This window comes from Phenylobacterium sp. (assembly GCF_035309685.1).
GTDB lineage: Bacteria > Pseudomonadota > Alphaproteobacteria > Caulobacterales > Caulobacteraceae > Phenylobacterium.
Map to the genome: position 1 here is coordinate 13,452 of NZ_DATGEX010000003.1, position 14,852 is coordinate 28,303.

The following is a 14,852-nucleotide window of genomic DNA, read 5'->3' on the forward strand; positions in this document are numbered from 1 at the left end:
CGCCTTTGGCGTCAGATCGCGCCGAAGCACCAGGCGAGGATCGACTTCTGGGCATGCAGGCGGTTCTCGGCCTCGTCCCAGATCAGCGACTTGGGCCCGTCGATCACCTCGTCGGTGACCTCCTCGCCGCGGTGGGCGGGCAGGCAGTGCAGGAAGACCGCGTCATTCTTGGCGAGATCCATCAGGGTCTCGTCCACCTGATAGGGCTCCAGCGCGTCGATCCGCTCGTCGTGGTCGGTGTCGCCCATGGAGACCCAGGTGTCGGTGATCACCACGTCGGCGTCCCTGACCGCCGCGCGCGGGTCGTCAGACGCGGTGACCATGCCCTGCTCGGCCGCCGCGCGCGCGAGGTCGCGCAGGTCGGGGTGGTAGATGGCGGGCGAAGCGATGTTGAGCCGATAGCCCAGCTTCGGCGCGGCGTGGATGAAGCTCGCGCAGACGTTGTTGCCGTCGCCGACGTAGGCCAGCGTCTTGCCGCCCACGGGCCCGCGATGCTCCTCTATGGTGAGCAGGTCGGCCATGATCTGGCAGGGATGGCTCTTGTCCGACAGGCCGTTGATCACCGGCACGCTCGACGCCAGGGCCAGGCGTTCGACGTCCTGGTGGTTGTTGGCGCGGATCATCACCGCATCGACCATGCGCGAGAGCACGCGCGCGGTGTCCTCGATCGGCTCGCCACGGCCAAGCTGCATGTCGGTGGCGTTGGAGATCAGGGTGTCGCCGCCGAGCTGGCGCATGGCGGCGTCGAACGAGAAGCGGGTGCGGGTGGAATTCTTCTCGAAGATCATCGCCAGCACGCGCCCGTCGGCCACCGCGTCAGCGTCTGGGCGGCCCTTGGGCCAGCCCAGGCGAGCGGCCTTGCGGCGCTTGGCGTCCTCCAGGATCGCGCGCAGGTCCGAGCCCTCGAGCTTCCACAGATCGAGGAAGTGGCGCGGCGCCTGGCTCACGCGGCTTCCTTCGCCTTCGCTCTGGCGGCCTCGCACGACGCCTCCAGCTTGCCGACCGCCTCGCTGGCCTCTTCGAGGGTGAGGTTCAGCGGCGGCAGCAGGCGCACGCAATTGTCGCCCCCGCCGGCCAGCAGCAGGTGGTTGTCGCGGGCGTGCTGCATGAACTCGCGGTTCGGCGTCTTCAGCTTCAGGCCGATCAGGAGGCCCTTGCCGCGGATTTCCTCGACCACGTCGGGGAAGCGCTCGGTGAGACCGGTGAGCTGCTGGGTGAAGAAGCCGGCGATCTCGCGCACATGCGTCATCAGCTCAGGCTTCACGATCTCGGCCAGGGCCGCCTCGCCAACCGCCATGGCCAGCGGATTGCCGCCGTAGGTCGAGCCATGGCTGCCCACCGTCATGCCCTGCGCCGCGTCCCAGGTGGCGACGCAGGCGCCCACCGGGAAGCCGCCGCCCAGCGCCTTGGCGAGCGCCATGATGTCGGGGCCGGCCTCGCCCGCCCACTCGTGGGCGAAGAGCTTGCCGGTGCGCCCAAGACCGCATTGGATCTCGTCGTAGATCAGCAGCGTGCCGGTTTCGTCGCAGAGCTTGCGGATGTCGCGCAGCATCTGCTCGGGCCAGGAGCGCGCGCCGCCCTCGCCCTGCACGGGCTCCAGGATAATCGCCGCGGTGGTCGGGCCGACGGCGGCCTTGATGGCGTCGAAGTCGCCGTAGGGCAGATGGATGAAGCCCGGTAGCGGCGGGCCGAAGCCCTCCAGGTAGTTCGGGTTGCCGGACGCGTTGATGGCGCCCAGCGTTCGACCATGGAACGAGCCCTCGAAGCCGATGATGCCGATCCGCTCCGGATGGCCCTTGGCCCAGTGGTGCTTGCGCGCCGTCTTGATCGCCACTTCGATCGCTTCCGAGCCGGAGTTGGTGAAGAACACCACGTCGGCGAACGACGCGTCGGTCAGCGCCTTGGCGAGCCTGGCCTGGCCGGGGATCGTGAAGATGTTGGAGACGTGCCAGAGCTTCTCGGCCTGGTCCTTCAGCGCCTTGACCAGGATCGGGTTGGCGTGGCCCAGCGCGTTCACCGCAATGCCGGCCATGCAGTCCAGATAGGCGTCCCCATCGGCGGTGTAGAGGCGCGCGCCTTCGCCTCGCTCGAACGCCAGCGGGGTGCGGCTGTAGACACCCATGATGTGGTCGGCGGGAACGGGGGCGGCGGACGTCTTGGTCACCGGAGGAGCCCTCCTTAAAACGGAAGCATCCCCGCCGCGTGGCGACGGGGACTGGAAGGCTTGGCGTTCTCGTCTTCTAGGGCCGCGAAGTCAACGACAACGCCGTCATGTTTTGATCTTGTAGCCGGTCTGGAACATCCGCAGGCTGGCCCAGCCGAGGAACAGGACCAGCACGCCGGTCATGGTCGCGCCGACGGCCAGCGAGCCCTCCGCCTGGCCGATGAAGCCGTACCGGAAGCCGTCGATCAGATAGAAAAACGGGTTGAACTTCGAGAAGCTGCGGAACGGCTCGGGCAGACGGTCGATCAGGTAGAAGGTGCCCGACAGGAAGGTCATCGGCATGATCACGAAATTGGTCACCGCCGCCATGTGGTCGAACTTCTCGGCCCACAGGCCCGCCATGATGCCGATGAAACCCATGATGAGCGCGGCGCCCAGGCCGAAGTAGGCGATGGCCCACGGCTGGGCGATCGGCGGCCGGGCGAAGAACCACACCGCAATCGCGCTGATGGCGCCCACGAAAAGGCCGCGCGTCGCGGCGCCGGCGCCGAACCCGACCAACTGCTCGAACGGCGACAAGGGCGGGGTGACGAAGTCGCCCATCAGGCCGTTGAACTTGGCCTGCAGCAGGGATGAGGAGGAGTTGGCAAACGCGTTGGAGAGGATCTGCATCATGATCAGGCCGGGCGCGACGAAGGCGCCATAGGCCACGCCATTGACGCTGCGCCCGCCGCCGACCGCCACCACGAAGACCAGCATGTAGAGCAGCGCGGTGACCACCGGCGCGGCCAGCGTCTGCATACCGACCTTAAAGAAGCGCCGGACCTCGCGGACATAGAGCGTCTGCAGGCCCACCCAGTTGATGCCAGGGTACTCGCGCGCCACCGGCGGCAGGACGGCTTCCGAAGCAGGCATATCCTTCATGCCCCTCATGTGCGCCCGAGCGCGCGCCATCGCAAGACCGTGAGCGTGAGACCGCGCAACCGCCTCCAAACTGCGGCAGGGCGACGCAACATCTAGTTCCTGTGGACGAAAGCCAGGGCGCCTATTGTGGCTCTTAAGGAGTTGTTTACTACTGGTGGTGGTTGGTGAGCAGCGAGACTGCTGGGCGCCACAAGATGTTGAATCCGGGACCGCTGGGGTGCGGTCCGGACGACAAAAATGGGCGGGAGGCGAACATGGGCTGGACGGACGAACGCGTCGAACTCCTCAAGAAGCTCTGGCAGGACGGGCTTTCGGCCAGTCAGATCGCCAAGCAGCTGGGCGGCGTCACCCGCAACGCGGTGATCGGCAAGGTCCACCGGCTGGGCCTGTCGGGCCGCGCCACGCCGTCGAAGCCCGCGCGCACCACCTTCAAGGCGCCGCGTCCGGCGCGCCCGGTCTCCAGCGCCCCCTCGGCGCCGCGCCGGCTGGCCGAGCCCAGCTCGGTCGCGCATCACCATCCGGCGCCCGTCCGCTATGTGGAGGAGGCCCCCGGCACGGCGACCGTGCTGACGCTGGGCGCCCACATGTGCAAGTGGCCGATCGGCGACCCGGCCATGGACAATTTCACCTTCTGCGGCCGCCGCGCCGGCGATGGCCCCTACTGCCACGAACACAGCCAGGTGGCCTATCAGCCGGCCCAGGCGAAGAAGCGCTCGGGTCCCAACGAACTCGCCAGGAGCCTGCGCCGCTACATCTGATCCCGCGCGCCAGTCAGGCCGCGGCTTACAAGATCCGTTGGGGATGGGGGCGCGTCCGGCCCGCGGCGGTTTTCCGCCTGCAGGGCCGGGCGCGTCCTTTTCCTTATCTGCCCTACCGCATCGGCCCCACCCACCTCGGGGTCATCCCGGAAGGCGCGTAGCGGCTGTCCGGGACCCATACACACGGCGTCTGCGAGTCTGGCGCAATCGTCTGAACATAGAGGTCGTCCCAATGCGGATTGTCCTCCTCGATGAGACGAATCTTCCAGTCTCGGCGCCAGCGTTTGAGACGTTTCTCGAAGCCGATCGCCGGCATCACCTCCCCGAAGCCGCAATAGAAGACGAGGTGGTCAACGCCATATTTCTTTGTGAAGCCGGGCGCTTCCGCCGCCCGATGCTCAGCGATCCGACGTTCGAGGCTATTTGTGACCCCGACATAAAGCGTGCCGTGCTTGCGGCTGGCGAGGATGTAGACCCAGTAGGTCATCGGAGGGTGTCGCGTTTATGGGTCCCGGACATGGGCTGCGCCCATTCCGGGATGACATTGGTAGAATGGAACATTTAGAGAACATCGTCAACTGTTGCACCTTGGGATTTGAACGCGCCGCCGTTACCTTCTCGCGATGACCGATGTGGCTCCCGAGTCTGAAGCGCCCGCCCCAGAAGGTGAGGCGAGCGGCAACGCCAAGCCCTATTCGGTCTCGGAGCTGGCGTTCGCGCTGAAGCGGACGCTGGAGGACGCCTATGGGTTTGTCCGGCTGCGCGGCGAGATTTCCAAGGTCACCCATCACGCCAACGGCCACGTCTATCTGACGCTGAAGGACGAGCGCGCCGCCATCGATGGCGTGGTCTGGAAGGGCCAGGTTCGGACCTTAAGCATCCGGCCCGAGCAGGGGCTGGAGGTGATCGTCACCGGCAAGATCACCAGCTATCCGGCCGGCTCGCGCTACCAGATCGTCATCGAGACCATGGAGGCGGCCGGCGTCGGCGCCCTGCTGGCCCAACTGGAGCGGTTGAAGGCGCGGCTGGCGGCCGAGGGCCTGTTCGCTCAAGAGCGCAAACAGCCCCTGCCCTCGATGCCCGCCGTGGTGGGCGTGATCACCAGCCCGACCGGCGCGGTGATCCGCGACATCCTGCACCGCATCCGCGACCGCTGGCCCTGCCGGGTGATCGTCTGGCCGGTTGTGGTGCAGGGCGACGCGGCGGCGGCGCAGGTTTCGGCGGCGATCCGCGGCTTCGACGCCCTGGACGGCTCCGGCGCGGTCCCCCGGCCCGACGTGCTGATCGTGGCGCGGGGCGGCGGCTCGGTGGAGGACCTCTGGGCCTTCAACGACGAGGGGCTGGCGCGCACGGTCGCCGACTGCCGCATCCCGCTGATCAGCGCCGTGGGCCACGAGACCGACACCACGCTCATCGACTTCGTCTCCGACCGCCGCGCGCCGACCCCGACGGCGGCCGCCGAGATCGCCACCCCGATCCTGGCCGAGTTGAAGGCCTTCGTCGGCGACCTGGGCGCGCGCATGCACCGCTGCGGCGGCCGCGCCGTGGAGGACCGGCGCGGCCGGGTGGAGGCCGCTGGGCGCAGCCTGACCCGGGTCAGCGACCTGGTGGAGCTCGCCACCCAGCGGTTCGGCATCGTCTCGGGGCGGCTGGCCGCGGGGCTGGCGAAGAACGCCGCGGCCCATGAGCGCGACCTGGTGCGGGTCTCCGCGCGGCTGTCGCCCCTGCTGCTGCAACGGCCGCAGGCGGTGCAGAGGCAGCGCCTCGACGGCGTCGCTGCGCGGCTGCAGCCCGGGGTCCTGCGCGGTCTGGAGCGGGCCACCGAGCGGTTGGGGGCGCTCGCCAAGCTCTATGCGTCCGTGGACCCCGACCGGCCGTTGCATCGCGGTTTCGCCCGCGTCACCCGCGCCGACGGCTCGATCGTCCATGCCGGCGCGATCCTCGCCGGCGGCGAGGAAGTGGCGATCAAGTTCGGCGATCAGGTCACCCGCCAGGCGGTGATCGAGGGGATGCCTGGCGCCGTGGCGGCCCCCTCGCCACCCCGCCCCGAGAAGACGCCGAAGCCGAAACCGCGCTCTTCCGCACAGGGCGACCTGTTCTGAGGGCGCGCCACGCGCTAGATAGACGGCCATGAACGCACACGACCCTGACTTCACGGGCGCGGACCTGGCCAAGCTGCACTACGGCGACGGCGATTTCGCCGTGCTCAAGCCCGGCCGCTATGTGGTCTGCGCGGTGACCGGCAAGAAGATCCCGCTGGAACAGCTGCGCTACTGGAACGCGGCCCTGCAGGAGGCCTACGCCGGCCCCGCCGAGGCCCTGCAGCGCTGGAAAGAGTCAGAAGGCGCCTAGGCCGCCTTCTTCCGGTAGGCCTCCTTGGGCCAGCGCTTGTGCACCCAGAACCACTCCTCCGGCCGGTCCAGCACGCGCTCCTCGATAAAGCTGTTGATGCGCCGCACCCCCGCCTCGATGTCGGCCTCGCTGTCGCCGGTGTCCTCCAGCAGGAACGGCTCGTGCAGGACGACGCGGAAGTGCGCCTTGTGGATCCGCTGCACGCTCATCGGCTGGATCGGGATACCGAACCGCAGCGCGAAGCTGGAGGGGCCTGGCGCCGTATGGGCCATGACGCCGAACAGAGGCGCGGCCACGCCGCCATTGAACTTCTGATCGTTCATCAGGGCGACGGATTCGCCGCGTCCCAACGCCCGCAGCAGGGCCCGCGCGCCGGACAGCCCCTTGGGCGCGAACAGGCGCACGCCATAGCGCCAGCGGCTCTCCCGCAGGCGCTCGTCCACATAGGGGTTGTTCATCGCCCGATAGGTGATCTGACAGGTCACGCCGGAGTGCACGATCACCGCCGACATGATCTCGAACGACGAGAAGTGGCCTGAGATGAAAACCGCGGGGTGGCCGTCGGCGATCTGCGCCAGCCGCTCGGCGCCCACCACCTCGACCCGAGCCGGATCGGCGATGATGCGGTCGAGGGTGGGGAATTCGGCGATCCAGCGGCCGGTCTCCTCCCACTGGGCGCGCAGCAGCCGCGCCATCTCGTCTGACGTGGCGTCCGGGAAGACGATCCGCAGATTGGTGAGCGCGGTGCGATGCCGGCTGGTCAGCGGCCCGACCGTCCGGAACAGCCAGGCGCCGAAGTCGGAGACCGTATCGATGGGAAAGAGGCGGGCGAACGCCTGGGCGACATCGTAGGCCCGCTCCTCAAGGCGCCAGATAATGTCCTGCCGCCGTGTCGTCGGAGCTTCCGTCATGCCGCAGCACTAGATGTTGGTGAGCCGACATTGGCAACGCGCGAATTGGCGCGGCCGTCCCGGAATGGTCAGGCCGCGCGTCTATAGGTCTCGTTAGGCCAACGCTTGTGGACCCAGAACCACTCCGTCGGCCGGGCCAGCACGCGCTCCTCCATGAAGGCGTTGATGCGGCGGACGGCCGCTTCAATGTCGGCGTCGCGGTCGCCAGTGTCCTGCAGCCGGAAAGGCTCGTGGACGGTCACCTTGAAGCGGGCCGGGCCGGTGCGCTGAACGCTCATCGGCTGGATCGGGATGCCGAAGTGCAGGGCGTAGGTCGATGGCCCGGGCGCCGTATAGGCGAGCCGGCCGAAGAGCGGCGCGGCGATCCCGCCGTTGAACTTCTGATCGTTCATCAGGGCGATGGACTCGCCACGCGCGATGGCGCGGAACATCTCGCGCGCCCCGCTCGTGCCCTTGGGCGCGAACATCTTGACGCCGTAAGCGCGGCGGCCGGTGACGACCCGTTCGTTGAAGTAGGGATTGTTGGTCGCGCGGTAGGTCACCTGGCACTCGACGCCGGCCCGCATGATCGCGAGGGCCATCACCTCGAAATTCGAGAAGTGACCGCTGATCAACACCGCCGGATGCTTGCCATTCAGGGCCGTGAGCCGCTCCATGCCCTCGACCTCGACCCGCTCCGGCTCGGCCACGATACGGTCGAGGATCGGGAATTCGGCGAGCCAGCGGCCGAACTCGTCCCATTGGGCGCGAAGCAGCCGTTTGATTTCAGGACCGTCCGCATTCGGGAACACAATCCGCAGATTGGTTTCCGCTACGCGGTGCGCACTGGTTAACGGCCCGAACGTGCGGCCGACCCATCCGCCAAAATCCGAAACTGCTTCGATCGGAAACAGGTGGGCCAAAAAATGAGCAAAATCATATGCCCAAGCTTCCATTCGCCACAGGCGATCCTGTCGCATCGGGGTCTGAGATTCTGTCATGCATCTTTACTAAGGCTGGCTTCGTAACCTTAGCAACGCGTGGGTTTGGCGCGGAGCTTGCGACAAACCCGGCGTGCCGTCCCGCAGTGGGACATAGGGGTTTGAAGAGGATGGGCGTCTGATCATGATGGATCTGATCGATATTCATCTGGGTCGTCGGCTTCGCCGTCGCCGCCGGATCCTGGGCCTGACCCAGCAGCAGCTCGCCGGCGCCTGCGGCGTGCGCTTCCAGCAGATCCAGAAGTATGAGTGCGCAGCCAACCGTATGTCTGCGGCGCGTTTGTGGCAGCTCGCCGAAGTGCTCGAGGTGCCCGTCTCCTACTTCTACGAAGGCCTCGGCCAGGACTCGGCGATCGACCGCGAGCCGGAGCCGCCGGAACCCTATGCCGGCAAGGAGACCAAGGATCTCATCCAGGCCTTCTACAGCCTCTCGGAACGCCCGCGTCAGCGGCTGCTCGATCTGGCCAAGTCTCTGAACGAGACGGAGCCGGAAGTTGTAGGGCACGCGTTTCCCTGAGACGAGCCAAGGGGTAAAGCGGTCGGATGACCGCTCCGAACCCTGAGACTGTTTCCTCCCAAGTGACTGCTGAGCTCGACGCGTTCCTTGTCGAGCTCAACCGGGCAGCGGCGGGCGCGATCCTGCCGCTGTTTCGTTCTGACCACGGCCTGATCGACAAGGGCGGGGCTAAGGGCTTCGACCCCGTCACCGAGGCGGACAAGGGCGCCGAGCGCGCCATCCGCGCCCTGATCTCCCAGCGCTATCCGAGCCACGGCGTCATCGGCGAGGAATATGGCGAGGACCGGCCCGACGCCGAGTGGGTCTGGGTTCTGGACCCCGTCGATGGCACGCGCGCCTTCATCGCCGGCCTGCCGGTCTGGACCACGCTGATCGGCCTGCGCCACAACGGCACACCCGTGCTGGGCTCCATCGGCCAGCCGTTCCTGGACGAGATCTACATCGGTCACGCCGGCGGCTCGCGGCTGATGAGCAAGGGGTCGAGCCGGCCCCTGAAGGTGCGGCCCTGCCCGGCGCTCTCCGGCGCGCTGATCGCCACCACCGACCCGGCGATCTTCCAGGGCGCCGAGCGCGAGGCGTGGAACCGCGTGCGCGCCGCGGCGCGGCTGGCGCGCCTGGGCTGCGACGCCTACGCCTACGCCATGGTGGCGGCGGGCACGATCGATCTGGTGCTGGAAGCCGGCCTGAAGTCCTGGGACATCGACGCGGCGATCCCGGTGATCGCCGGCGCCGGCGGCCTCACCACCGACTGGCAAGGCGCGCGCGTCGGCGCCCACGGCGGACGGGTCGCCATCGCAGGCGACCGCGCCTGCCTGGACGAGGCGCTGGTCGCCCTGAAGGCGGTCTGAAGGCGCTTAGGCCTTCTTCGGCGCGGGCTTCTTGGCCGCAGGCTTCTTGGCGGCGGGCTTTTTCGCAGCCGCTTTGGGAGCCGCCGGCGCCTTCGCCGCTGCGGGCTTCTTGGCCGCCGCAGGTTTGGCGGCGGGTTTCGCCGCAGGCTTCTTCACCGCGGCGGGCTTCTTCGCAGCGGCCGGCTTGGCGGCGGCCTTCTTCGCCGGAGCCTTCTTGGCCGGGGCCTTTTTCGCCGCCGCGGGTTTGGCCGCGGGCTTCTTCACCGCCGGGGCCTTGGCGGCCGGCTTCTTGGCCGGAGCCTTCTTGGCGGCGGGCTTCTTCGCCGCAGCGGATTTGGCGGCGGGCTTGGCCGCGGCGGCCTTGGGGGCCGCGGCTTTCGCCGGGGCGGCCTTGGCGGCGGGCTTCTTGGCCGCCGGCTTTTTCTTCGCTGCTGGCTTCTTGGCGGCGGCCGGTTTGACGGCGGCCGGCGTCGGCGCGGCGGCGGCCACCGGGGCCGGCGCAGGCGTGGGAGCCGGCGCAGGCGCCGGCGCGGGAGCGGCCTTCGGCGGCGCGGCCGGGGTCGGGGCTGTGCGGCCAAGCAGCCCATCGAGGGCCCTCTGGAAGATATTACGCATGGGATCGGTCTCCATCAGAATTTCGTGGCGGGCGCCGGGGACGGTGATGAACTTGCCCTGCGGCAGGTGACGGGCGGCGGCGGCCTGGGCGGCCTGGTCGACAAGCTGATCTTCTCCGGCAGACACAATAACAACCGGTACAGTTACGTTCCGCAAAACATCGGGACGCGCCAGATAGGCGGTGGCGCGAAGGGCGAAATCGATCCAGGCCCAGGTGGGCGCGCCAAGCGCCAGCTTCGGCTCGGCCGCGACCAGACCCCAGCTGCGCGCATAGCGCACCGGATCGTGGGTCAGGACATTGCCTTCAAAGGTCGCGTCGAAGGGTTTTCCGGGCCCGCCCAGCGTATAGGTTTTGCCGCGTCCGGCCACGACATTGAGGCCGGTCAGCACCTTCGAGAACAGCAGCGGGAACGGGGTCTTCAGACCCAGCATGGGCGCCGAAAGCACCGCGCCCGCGAACCGCGTCTCGCCCTGCGCCATGGCCAGCAGCGTGAGGCACCCGCCCATGGAATGGGCCACCGCCGTCCACGGCTTGGGCAGCCGGTCGCTGTAGGCGCCCAGAAGCGCGCGGAAGTCGTCGAGATAGGTCTTGTAGCCGCGCACGTAGCCCTTCAGGGGATCGGGCAGGTCGCGCTGCGACAGCCCCTGGCCGCGCCAGTCGTGGGCCAGCACCACGAAGCCGCGGTCCATGAGCTCGCCGATGAATTCGTAGTACTTCTCGATGGGCTCGGTGCGGCCGCCGGAGAGCACGATCGAGCCGCGCACGGGTCCGGCCTTGGCGTCGGGCGTGAACAGCGCCGCCCGCAGCTTCGCCCCGCCGGCGCCGGTGAACCAGGACGCCTCGCCGCCGGGCGGCGCCTTGGCGTCGGCGGTCTCGATGAGGGGCGCGGGCTCGAGCATGGCGGACGCCCTAAGCCGCCTTGGAGAACAGAGACTGAATCTTCGGCTGCAGCCGCATGGCCAGCGCCATGTCGGAGAGCCGCAGGCGCCCGGTCATCATCGCCCGCGTCGGATCGAGCTCGCCCTTGCCCAGCGCCGCCAGGTCCCGCAGGGCCACGGTGACCACCAGGTCGGCCGGCAGGTCGTCGTTGGTGACCGCGGCGCCGTCGATGTGGATGACGCCCTCGCCCTTCAGGTCGAGCTTGATCGAGGAGCCCAGGCCGGAACCCGGGGCGGCGCCGGCCTCGGCCGTCGCGGCGCGACGGATCCGATCGGTCAGCTCCTCTAACGTCGCCATGCCCTTGAGAACTCCCAGACCCCGCCAACCTTAGGCTGAGGGCGCGAGCTTCGCTTCTGGCGTGTGGGAAGTAAACCGTCAGCCGCGCGGCGAGCCGGGCTTCGAGGGGGGCTTCACGAACTTGAGCGTCATTCGATCGCTTTCACCGACAGCGTCGTACCTGGCGTGGTCGAAATTGGGATCGGGCGGTTGTCCGCGTGGGGAGGATCGACGCACCGGCGGCAGCGTCCAGACACCGAACGGGTGGTTGCGATCGTCCTTCGGATTGGCGTTGATCTCGCTGGCGGCGGCCAGCGTGAAGCCCGCCTCCTGGCCGAGCTGGATCACATAGGCCTGGGGCACGTAGCCGCTGGCCGCCATGACGTCTGGGACGGCGGCCGGATCGGCCCGGTGCTCCTCGACGCCGAGCACGCCGCCAGGCTTCAAGGCGGCGAAGGCGTCGCGGAAGGCCTTCTCCGCGAGGCCGGCGGCCATCCAGTTGTGCAGATTGCGCAGGAACAGCGCCAGGTCCGCCGACCCCGCCGGCGCGACCGGCCCGCTGGTCGGGCCGAAGGCCGTGAAGGTGACCTTGCCGTAGGTCTCTGGGCCGGCTTCCAGCCGATGGCGGTACGCCGCTTCCATCGCCCGGCCGTCGGCGTCCGACGCCTGCAAGCCGGCGGCGTAGAACTTGCCGCCGGTGGCCGCCAGGTACGGCGCGACGATGTCGGTGTACCAGCCGGCGCCCGGCCAGAACTCGACCACCGTATGTCCGGGCCGCAGACCCCAGAACCGAAGCGACTCGACGGGGTGGCGCCAGGGATCGCGCGCCCGGTCGGCCGCCGCGCGCCAGGACCCGGCGACCGCCGCCTCGATGGTCTTGGGTCCGTCCGCGCCGCTCGGCCGCGCGCCGCACGCGCTGAGCGCGGCTGCGCTCAGCAGGACCGCGCGCCTGGAAAGAAGATTGACCGATTGCGTCATACGACCTCGCCACGCCCCCCGGCGTAAGCTCAAGCCCAGGCCTACGCCGCGGAGGAGCCCTGGTCAAAGTGCGCGACGCCGCAAGGCCTTGAACGGAGAAATCGGCCGCCTACCTCATCGCGTGGAGGCGCTGGATGTCCGGGCCTCTGGACGCGCGAGGCCTGATGGCTCGCAGGCGCCCTTTGAATTGCAACCTTGCTTTGAAAGAAGGATGTGAATCCATGCGAACGATTGATTTCTCCCCCCTCTACCGCTCCGTCGTGGGCTTCGACCGCCTGGCCGACCTGTTGGACAGCGCGACCGCCGATGGCGCGACCAACGGCTATCCGCCCTACAACATCGAGCGGACTGACGAGAACGCCTACCGCGTCGAGATCGCGGTCGCCGGCTTCCGTCCGGAAGAACTCAACATCGAGGTGAAGGAAAACCTCCTCGCCGTCACCGGCCGCAAGGCCGCCAACGACGAGCCGCGCCGCTTCCTGCACCGCGGTCTCGCCGAGCGGAACTTCGAGCGCAAGTTCCAGCTCGCCGACTATGTGGTGGTGACCGAGGCCGCGCTCGCCGACGGCCTGCTCTCCATCGCGCTGAAGCGTGAACTGCCGGAAGCGCTGAAGCCCCGCCGCATCGAGATCGCGGTCGGCCAGCCCGCCAGCCTGATCGAAGGCGAAAAGGCGGCCTAAGCGTTCTGAGAATGGCTTGACGAAGGCCGGCGCGAGCGATCGCGTCGGCCTTTTTCGTGGGCGCTAGATCGTCTCGTCCAGGCCGCGGGCGCCGTGGCGGGCGACGCCGGTGAAGTTGGCCTGCTTCAGCAGCGCGCCGGTGAAGTTGGCGCGGCTGACGTCGGCGTCGATGAACAGGGCGTGGCGCACGTCGGCGCCGGTGAGGTCGGCGCCCTTCAGTTCCGAGCGGCGCAGGTCGCAGGCCAGCACCCGGTCGGCGCCGAGCAGCAGCGGCCCCATCTGGGCCTCGCGCAGGTCGGAGCCGGAGAGCTTGGCGTCGGCGAGCTTGGCCCCGCGCAGGTCGGCGCGGCGTAGGTTGCAGTTGCGCAGGTCGGCGCCTTCCAGATGCGCGCCCTGAAGTTGCACGCCCTCCATGTCGAGGCCGTAGAACACCGCGCCCTTGGCGGACAAGGCGGTGAGGTTGTAGCCGCGGACGGTCTCCAGCGCGCGCAGGTCGGCGCCGTCGAACACCGAGGGCGCGCCGTGCGTCCCGCCGGTCTCGCACCAGCGGGCGTGATCCTGGATCATGGTCTTGTAGGGCAGGCTGGCCGCGGCGATCCCGGCCGGCTTGTCGGTCAAGGCGCCGGCCATGTTGGCGTTGGAGACGTTCCACTGCAGGGTCTTGGCCCCGACCAGCACCGCGTCGCGCAGGTCGGCGCCGGCGAGGTCTGCGCCGGAAAGATCGGCGCCGGAGAGGTTGGCGCCCTTCATCGTCGCCTGCTTCAGGTTGGCGCGCACCAGGCGCGCGTCTTTCATGATGGCGTCGGTGAAATCGGCGCGCACGGCGATCACGCCGGAGAGCTTGGAGCGTTCGAGGTTGGCGCCCACCAGCTTGGCGCCCTGGGCGTCGCCCACCTTGGGGCCGCCGGCCTCGATGCGGCGGAAGCCGACCTTGGGATCGGCCGCGGCCAGCACGCCTTCGCGCAGGTCGGCCTCGAACATGTCGGCGCCGGTCAGGTCGGCGTTGCGCAGGCAAGCGCCGCGCAGGTCGGCGCGGCGCAGGGATGCAGCCCGCAAATCCGCATCTTGCAAATCAGCGCCGAACAGGACGGCGTTGTCGAGCCGCGCGCCCTGCAGCTTGCAGCCGGCGAGCACGGCGCCCGAGAAATCGGCGTCGCAGAGATTGCGTCCGGTGAGGTCGACGCCCGACAGGTCGGTCCAGGCGAAAACGGCGCGGGCGCCGCCGGGCTTGGAGCTCCACAGCCGGTCATGGCGCGCGCAGATTTGGTCGGCCTCGGCCTGGGTGATCCGGCGGACGATGTGGCTGGCTTCGGACATGGATTCCGATCGGGGTGTCTTTGCGGAGCCGAGCGCGGCGAACAGGATGGTTACCCAACCCTAGGCGCACAGGATTAACGCCGCATTTCCAAGGTTTAGCGGGATACCCGCGGTCGGTAGCCGTCGTAGAGCACGGCCGCTTCGGCCCGCAGCAGGCCGACCTCGGTCTCGATCCCCGCCTCGCGGAGCTGCTCCAGGCCGCGGCCGGCCGCCATGACGGAGGGATCCTCCCAGGAGACGACCACGCGTGCGACGCCAGACCTCGCCAGGCGCTGGCCGCAGGACGCCGCCCCGGACGACCGCTCGCCGCAGGGCTCCAGGGTGAGGTAGGCCGTCGCGCCGCGCGCCCGCTCGCCGGCCAGCCCCAGCGCAACCTCCTCCGCGTGCGGCCGACCGCTCGCCGCGGTGGCGCCTTCGCCGACCACGGCCTCGCCCTGGACGATCACGCAGCCCACGACGGGATTGTCGCCGGTCAGGCCGAGGTTGCGCGCGGCGAGATAGATCGCGCGCCGCATCCAGAGCTCGTCCTGGGACCTGTCCATCGCGCCTACATGGCCCTTCGAGCGCCTGGAGAAAAGCCGTCGCCCAGCCG

At 68.9% G+C, this 14,852-nt stretch carries 17 protein-coding genes; 6 read left to right on the forward strand and 11 right to left on the reverse strand.

Annotation, left to right across the window (positions count from 1 at the left end):
- Positions 1 to 11 precede the first annotated feature (11 nt).
- The 3 genes from argF to VKQ35_RS00560 form a co-directional block, all read right to left on the reverse strand.
- Complete coding sequence (gene argF, locus VKQ35_RS00550; protein ID WP_324357950.1) at positions 12 to 947, reverse strand: ornithine carbamoyltransferase; 936 nt, start codon at positions 945 to 947, stop codon at positions 12 to 14.
- Positions 944 to 2,122 carry an aspartate aminotransferase family protein gene (locus VKQ35_RS00555; RefSeq protein WP_324358033.1) on the reverse strand — a complete coding sequence of 393 codons (1,179 nt, stop codon included), beginning with the start codon at positions 2,120 to 2,122 and terminating at the stop codon, positions 944 to 946. Before VKQ35_RS00555 ends, argF begins: the two co-directional genes overlap by 4 nt.
- Positions 2,123 to 2,269: 147 nt before the next feature.
- Positions 2,270 to 3,088 (reverse strand): ABC transporter permease, encoded by an 819-nt coding sequence (locus VKQ35_RS00560; RefSeq protein ID WP_324357951.1) that lies wholly within the window; start codon positions 3,086 to 3,088, stop codon positions 2,270 to 2,272.
- A 254-nt stretch (positions 3,089 to 3,342) separates the two neighbouring features.
- Between VKQ35_RS00560 and VKQ35_RS00565 the strand changes: the two genes are divergently transcribed.
- A complete protein-coding gene (locus tag VKQ35_RS00565) occupies positions 3,343 to 3,846 on the forward strand; it encodes a GcrA family cell cycle regulator (protein ID WP_324357953.1) in 504 nt (167 codons plus the stop codon).
- A gap of 112 nt (positions 3,847 to 3,958) precedes the next feature.
- Here the strand turns inward: VKQ35_RS00565 and VKQ35_RS00570 are convergent, their stop codons facing one another.
- Positions 3,959 to 4,333, reverse strand: coding sequence for a GIY-YIG nuclease family protein (locus VKQ35_RS00570; RefSeq protein WP_324357955.1), 375 nt, complete (start codon positions 4,331 to 4,333; stop codon positions 3,959 to 3,961).
- Between the two features lie 136 nt (positions 4,334 to 4,469).
- Between VKQ35_RS00570 and xseA the strand changes: the two genes are divergently transcribed.
- Together xseA and VKQ35_RS00580 are read left to right on the forward strand one after the other, a co-directional pair.
- The gene (xseA, locus tag VKQ35_RS00575) at positions 4,470 to 5,948 is read left to right on the forward strand and encodes an exodeoxyribonuclease VII large subunit (protein ID WP_324357957.1); all 1,479 of its coding nucleotides are present in this window, start codon (positions 4,470 to 4,472) and stop codon (positions 5,946 to 5,948) included.
- A gap of 28 nt (positions 5,949 to 5,976) precedes the next feature.
- A complete protein-coding gene (locus VKQ35_RS00580) occupies positions 5,977 to 6,198 on the forward strand; it encodes a DUF2093 domain-containing protein (RefSeq protein WP_324357958.1) in 222 nt (73 codons plus the stop codon).
- Here VKQ35_RS00580 and VKQ35_RS00585 read toward each other — a convergent pair.
- Entirely contained in the window at positions 6,195 to 7,109 is a 915-nt protein-coding gene (locus VKQ35_RS00585; protein WP_324357960.1) for a lysophospholipid acyltransferase family protein, read from the reverse strand. The genes VKQ35_RS00580 and VKQ35_RS00585 overlap by 4 nt on opposite strands.
- Positions 7,110 to 7,177: 68 nt before the next feature.
- Entirely contained in the window at positions 7,178 to 8,089 is a 912-nt protein-coding gene (locus VKQ35_RS00590; RefSeq protein WP_324357962.1) for a lysophospholipid acyltransferase family protein, read from the reverse strand.
- Positions 8,090 to 8,213: 124 nt separating this feature from the next.
- Between VKQ35_RS00590 and VKQ35_RS00595 the strand changes: the two genes are divergently transcribed.
- The gene (locus VKQ35_RS00595; RefSeq protein WP_324357963.1) at positions 8,214 to 8,606 is read left to right on the forward strand and encodes a helix-turn-helix transcriptional regulator; all 393 of its coding nucleotides are present in this window, start codon (positions 8,214 to 8,216) and stop codon (positions 8,604 to 8,606) included.
- A 26-nt stretch (positions 8,607 to 8,632) separates the two neighbouring features.
- On the forward strand, positions 8,633 to 9,454 hold the full coding sequence (gene hisN, locus VKQ35_RS00600; RefSeq protein WP_324357965.1) for a histidinol-phosphatase: 822 nt from the start codon (positions 8,633 to 8,635) through the stop codon (positions 9,452 to 9,454).
- 6 nt (positions 9,455 to 9,460) lie between these two features.
- Here the strand turns inward: hisN and VKQ35_RS00605 are convergent, their stop codons facing one another.
- The 3 genes from VKQ35_RS00605 to VKQ35_RS00615 form a co-directional block, all read right to left on the reverse strand.
- Complete coding sequence (locus tag VKQ35_RS00605) at positions 9,461 to 10,969, reverse strand: alpha/beta hydrolase (RefSeq protein ID WP_324357966.1); 1,509 nt, start codon at positions 10,967 to 10,969, stop codon at positions 9,461 to 9,463.
- Between the two features lie 10 nt (positions 10,970 to 10,979).
- The gene (locus VKQ35_RS00610; RefSeq protein ID WP_324357968.1) at positions 10,980 to 11,306 is read right to left on the reverse strand and encodes an SCP2 sterol-binding domain-containing protein; all 327 of its coding nucleotides are present in this window, start codon (positions 11,304 to 11,306) and stop codon (positions 10,980 to 10,982) included.
- A gap of 78 nt (positions 11,307 to 11,384) precedes the next feature.
- Positions 11,385 to 12,263: a methyltransferase gene (locus VKQ35_RS00615; RefSeq protein WP_324357970.1), complete on the reverse strand. Its 879-nt coding sequence runs from the start codon at positions 12,261 to 12,263 to the stop codon at positions 11,385 to 11,387.
- Between the two features lie 221 nt (positions 12,264 to 12,484).
- Here VKQ35_RS00615 and VKQ35_RS00620 point away from each other — a divergent pair, with 221 nt between their 5' ends.
- Positions 12,485 to 12,943: an Hsp20 family protein gene (locus VKQ35_RS00620; protein WP_324357971.1), complete on the forward strand. Its 459-nt coding sequence runs from the start codon at positions 12,485 to 12,487 to the stop codon at positions 12,941 to 12,943.
- A gap of 63 nt (positions 12,944 to 13,006) precedes the next feature.
- Here VKQ35_RS00620 and VKQ35_RS00625 read toward each other — a convergent pair whose 3' ends face one another.
- Positions 13,007 to 14,260 (reverse strand): pentapeptide repeat-containing protein, encoded by a 1,254-nt coding sequence (locus tag VKQ35_RS00625; RefSeq protein ID WP_324357974.1) that lies wholly within the window; start codon positions 14,258 to 14,260, stop codon positions 13,007 to 13,009.
- A gap of 95 nt (positions 14,261 to 14,355) precedes the next feature.
- Complete coding sequence (locus tag VKQ35_RS00630; protein WP_324357976.1) at positions 14,356 to 14,802, reverse strand: bifunctional diaminohydroxyphosphoribosylaminopyrimidine deaminase/5-amino-6-(5-phosphoribosylamino)uracil reductase RibD; 447 nt, start codon at positions 14,800 to 14,802, stop codon at positions 14,356 to 14,358.
- Positions 14,803 to 14,852: the final 50 nt, after the last annotated feature.

Excerpts from the sequence above, each read along its gene's own strand:
- VKQ35_RS00555 (WP_324358033.1), bottom strand. The coding sequence starts at position 2,122 with ATGGGTGTCTACAGCCGCACCCCGCTGGCGTTCGAGCGAGGCGAAGGC.
- VKQ35_RS00560 (WP_324357951.1), bottom strand. The coding sequence starts at position 3,088 with ATGAAGGATATGCCTGCTTCGGAAGCCGTCCTGCCGCCGGTGGCGCGC.
- VKQ35_RS00565 (WP_324357953.1), top strand. The coding sequence starts at position 3,343 with ATGGGCTGGACGGACGAACGCGTCGAACTCCTCAAGAAGCTCTGGCAG.
- VKQ35_RS00570 (WP_324357955.1), bottom strand. The coding sequence starts at position 4,333 with ATGACCTACTGGGTCTACATCCTCGCCAGCCGCAAGCACGGCACGCTT.
- xseA (WP_324357957.1), top strand. The coding sequence starts at position 4,470 with ATGACCGATGTGGCTCCCGAGTCTGAAGCGCCCGCCCCAGAAGGTGAG.
- VKQ35_RS00580 (WP_324357958.1), top strand. The coding sequence starts at position 5,977 with ATGAACGCACACGACCCTGACTTCACGGGCGCGGACCTGGCCAAGCTG.
- VKQ35_RS00585 (WP_324357960.1), bottom strand. The coding sequence starts at position 7,109 with ATGACGGAAGCTCCGACGACACGGCGGCAGGACATTATCTGGCGCCTT.
- VKQ35_RS00590 (WP_324357962.1), bottom strand. The coding sequence starts at position 8,089 with ATGACAGAATCTCAGACCCCGATGCGACAGGATCGCCTGTGGCGAATG.
- VKQ35_RS00595 (WP_324357963.1), top strand. The coding sequence starts at position 8,214 with ATGATGGATCTGATCGATATTCATCTGGGTCGTCGGCTTCGCCGTCGC.
- hisN (WP_324357965.1), top strand. The coding sequence starts at position 8,633 with ATGACCGCTCCGAACCCTGAGACTGTTTCCTCCCAAGTGACTGCTGAG.
- VKQ35_RS00605 (WP_324357966.1), bottom strand. The coding sequence starts at position 10,969 with ATGCTCGAGCCCGCGCCCCTCATCGAGACCGCCGACGCCAAGGCGCCG.
- VKQ35_RS00610 (WP_324357968.1), bottom strand. The coding sequence starts at position 11,306 with ATGGCGACGTTAGAGGAGCTGACCGATCGGATCCGTCGCGCCGCGACG.
- VKQ35_RS00615 (WP_324357970.1), bottom strand. The coding sequence starts at position 12,263 with ATGACGCAATCGGTCAATCTTCTTTCCAGGCGCGCGGTCCTGCTGAGC.
- VKQ35_RS00620 (WP_324357971.1), top strand. The coding sequence starts at position 12,485 with ATGCGAACGATTGATTTCTCCCCCCTCTACCGCTCCGTCGTGGGCTTC.
- VKQ35_RS00625 (WP_324357974.1), bottom strand. The coding sequence starts at position 14,260 with ATGTCCGAAGCCAGCCACATCGTCCGCCGGATCACCCAGGCCGAGGCC.
- VKQ35_RS00630 (WP_324357976.1), bottom strand. The coding sequence starts at position 14,802 with ATGGACAGGTCCCAGGACGAGCTCTGGATGCGGCGCGCGATCTATCTC.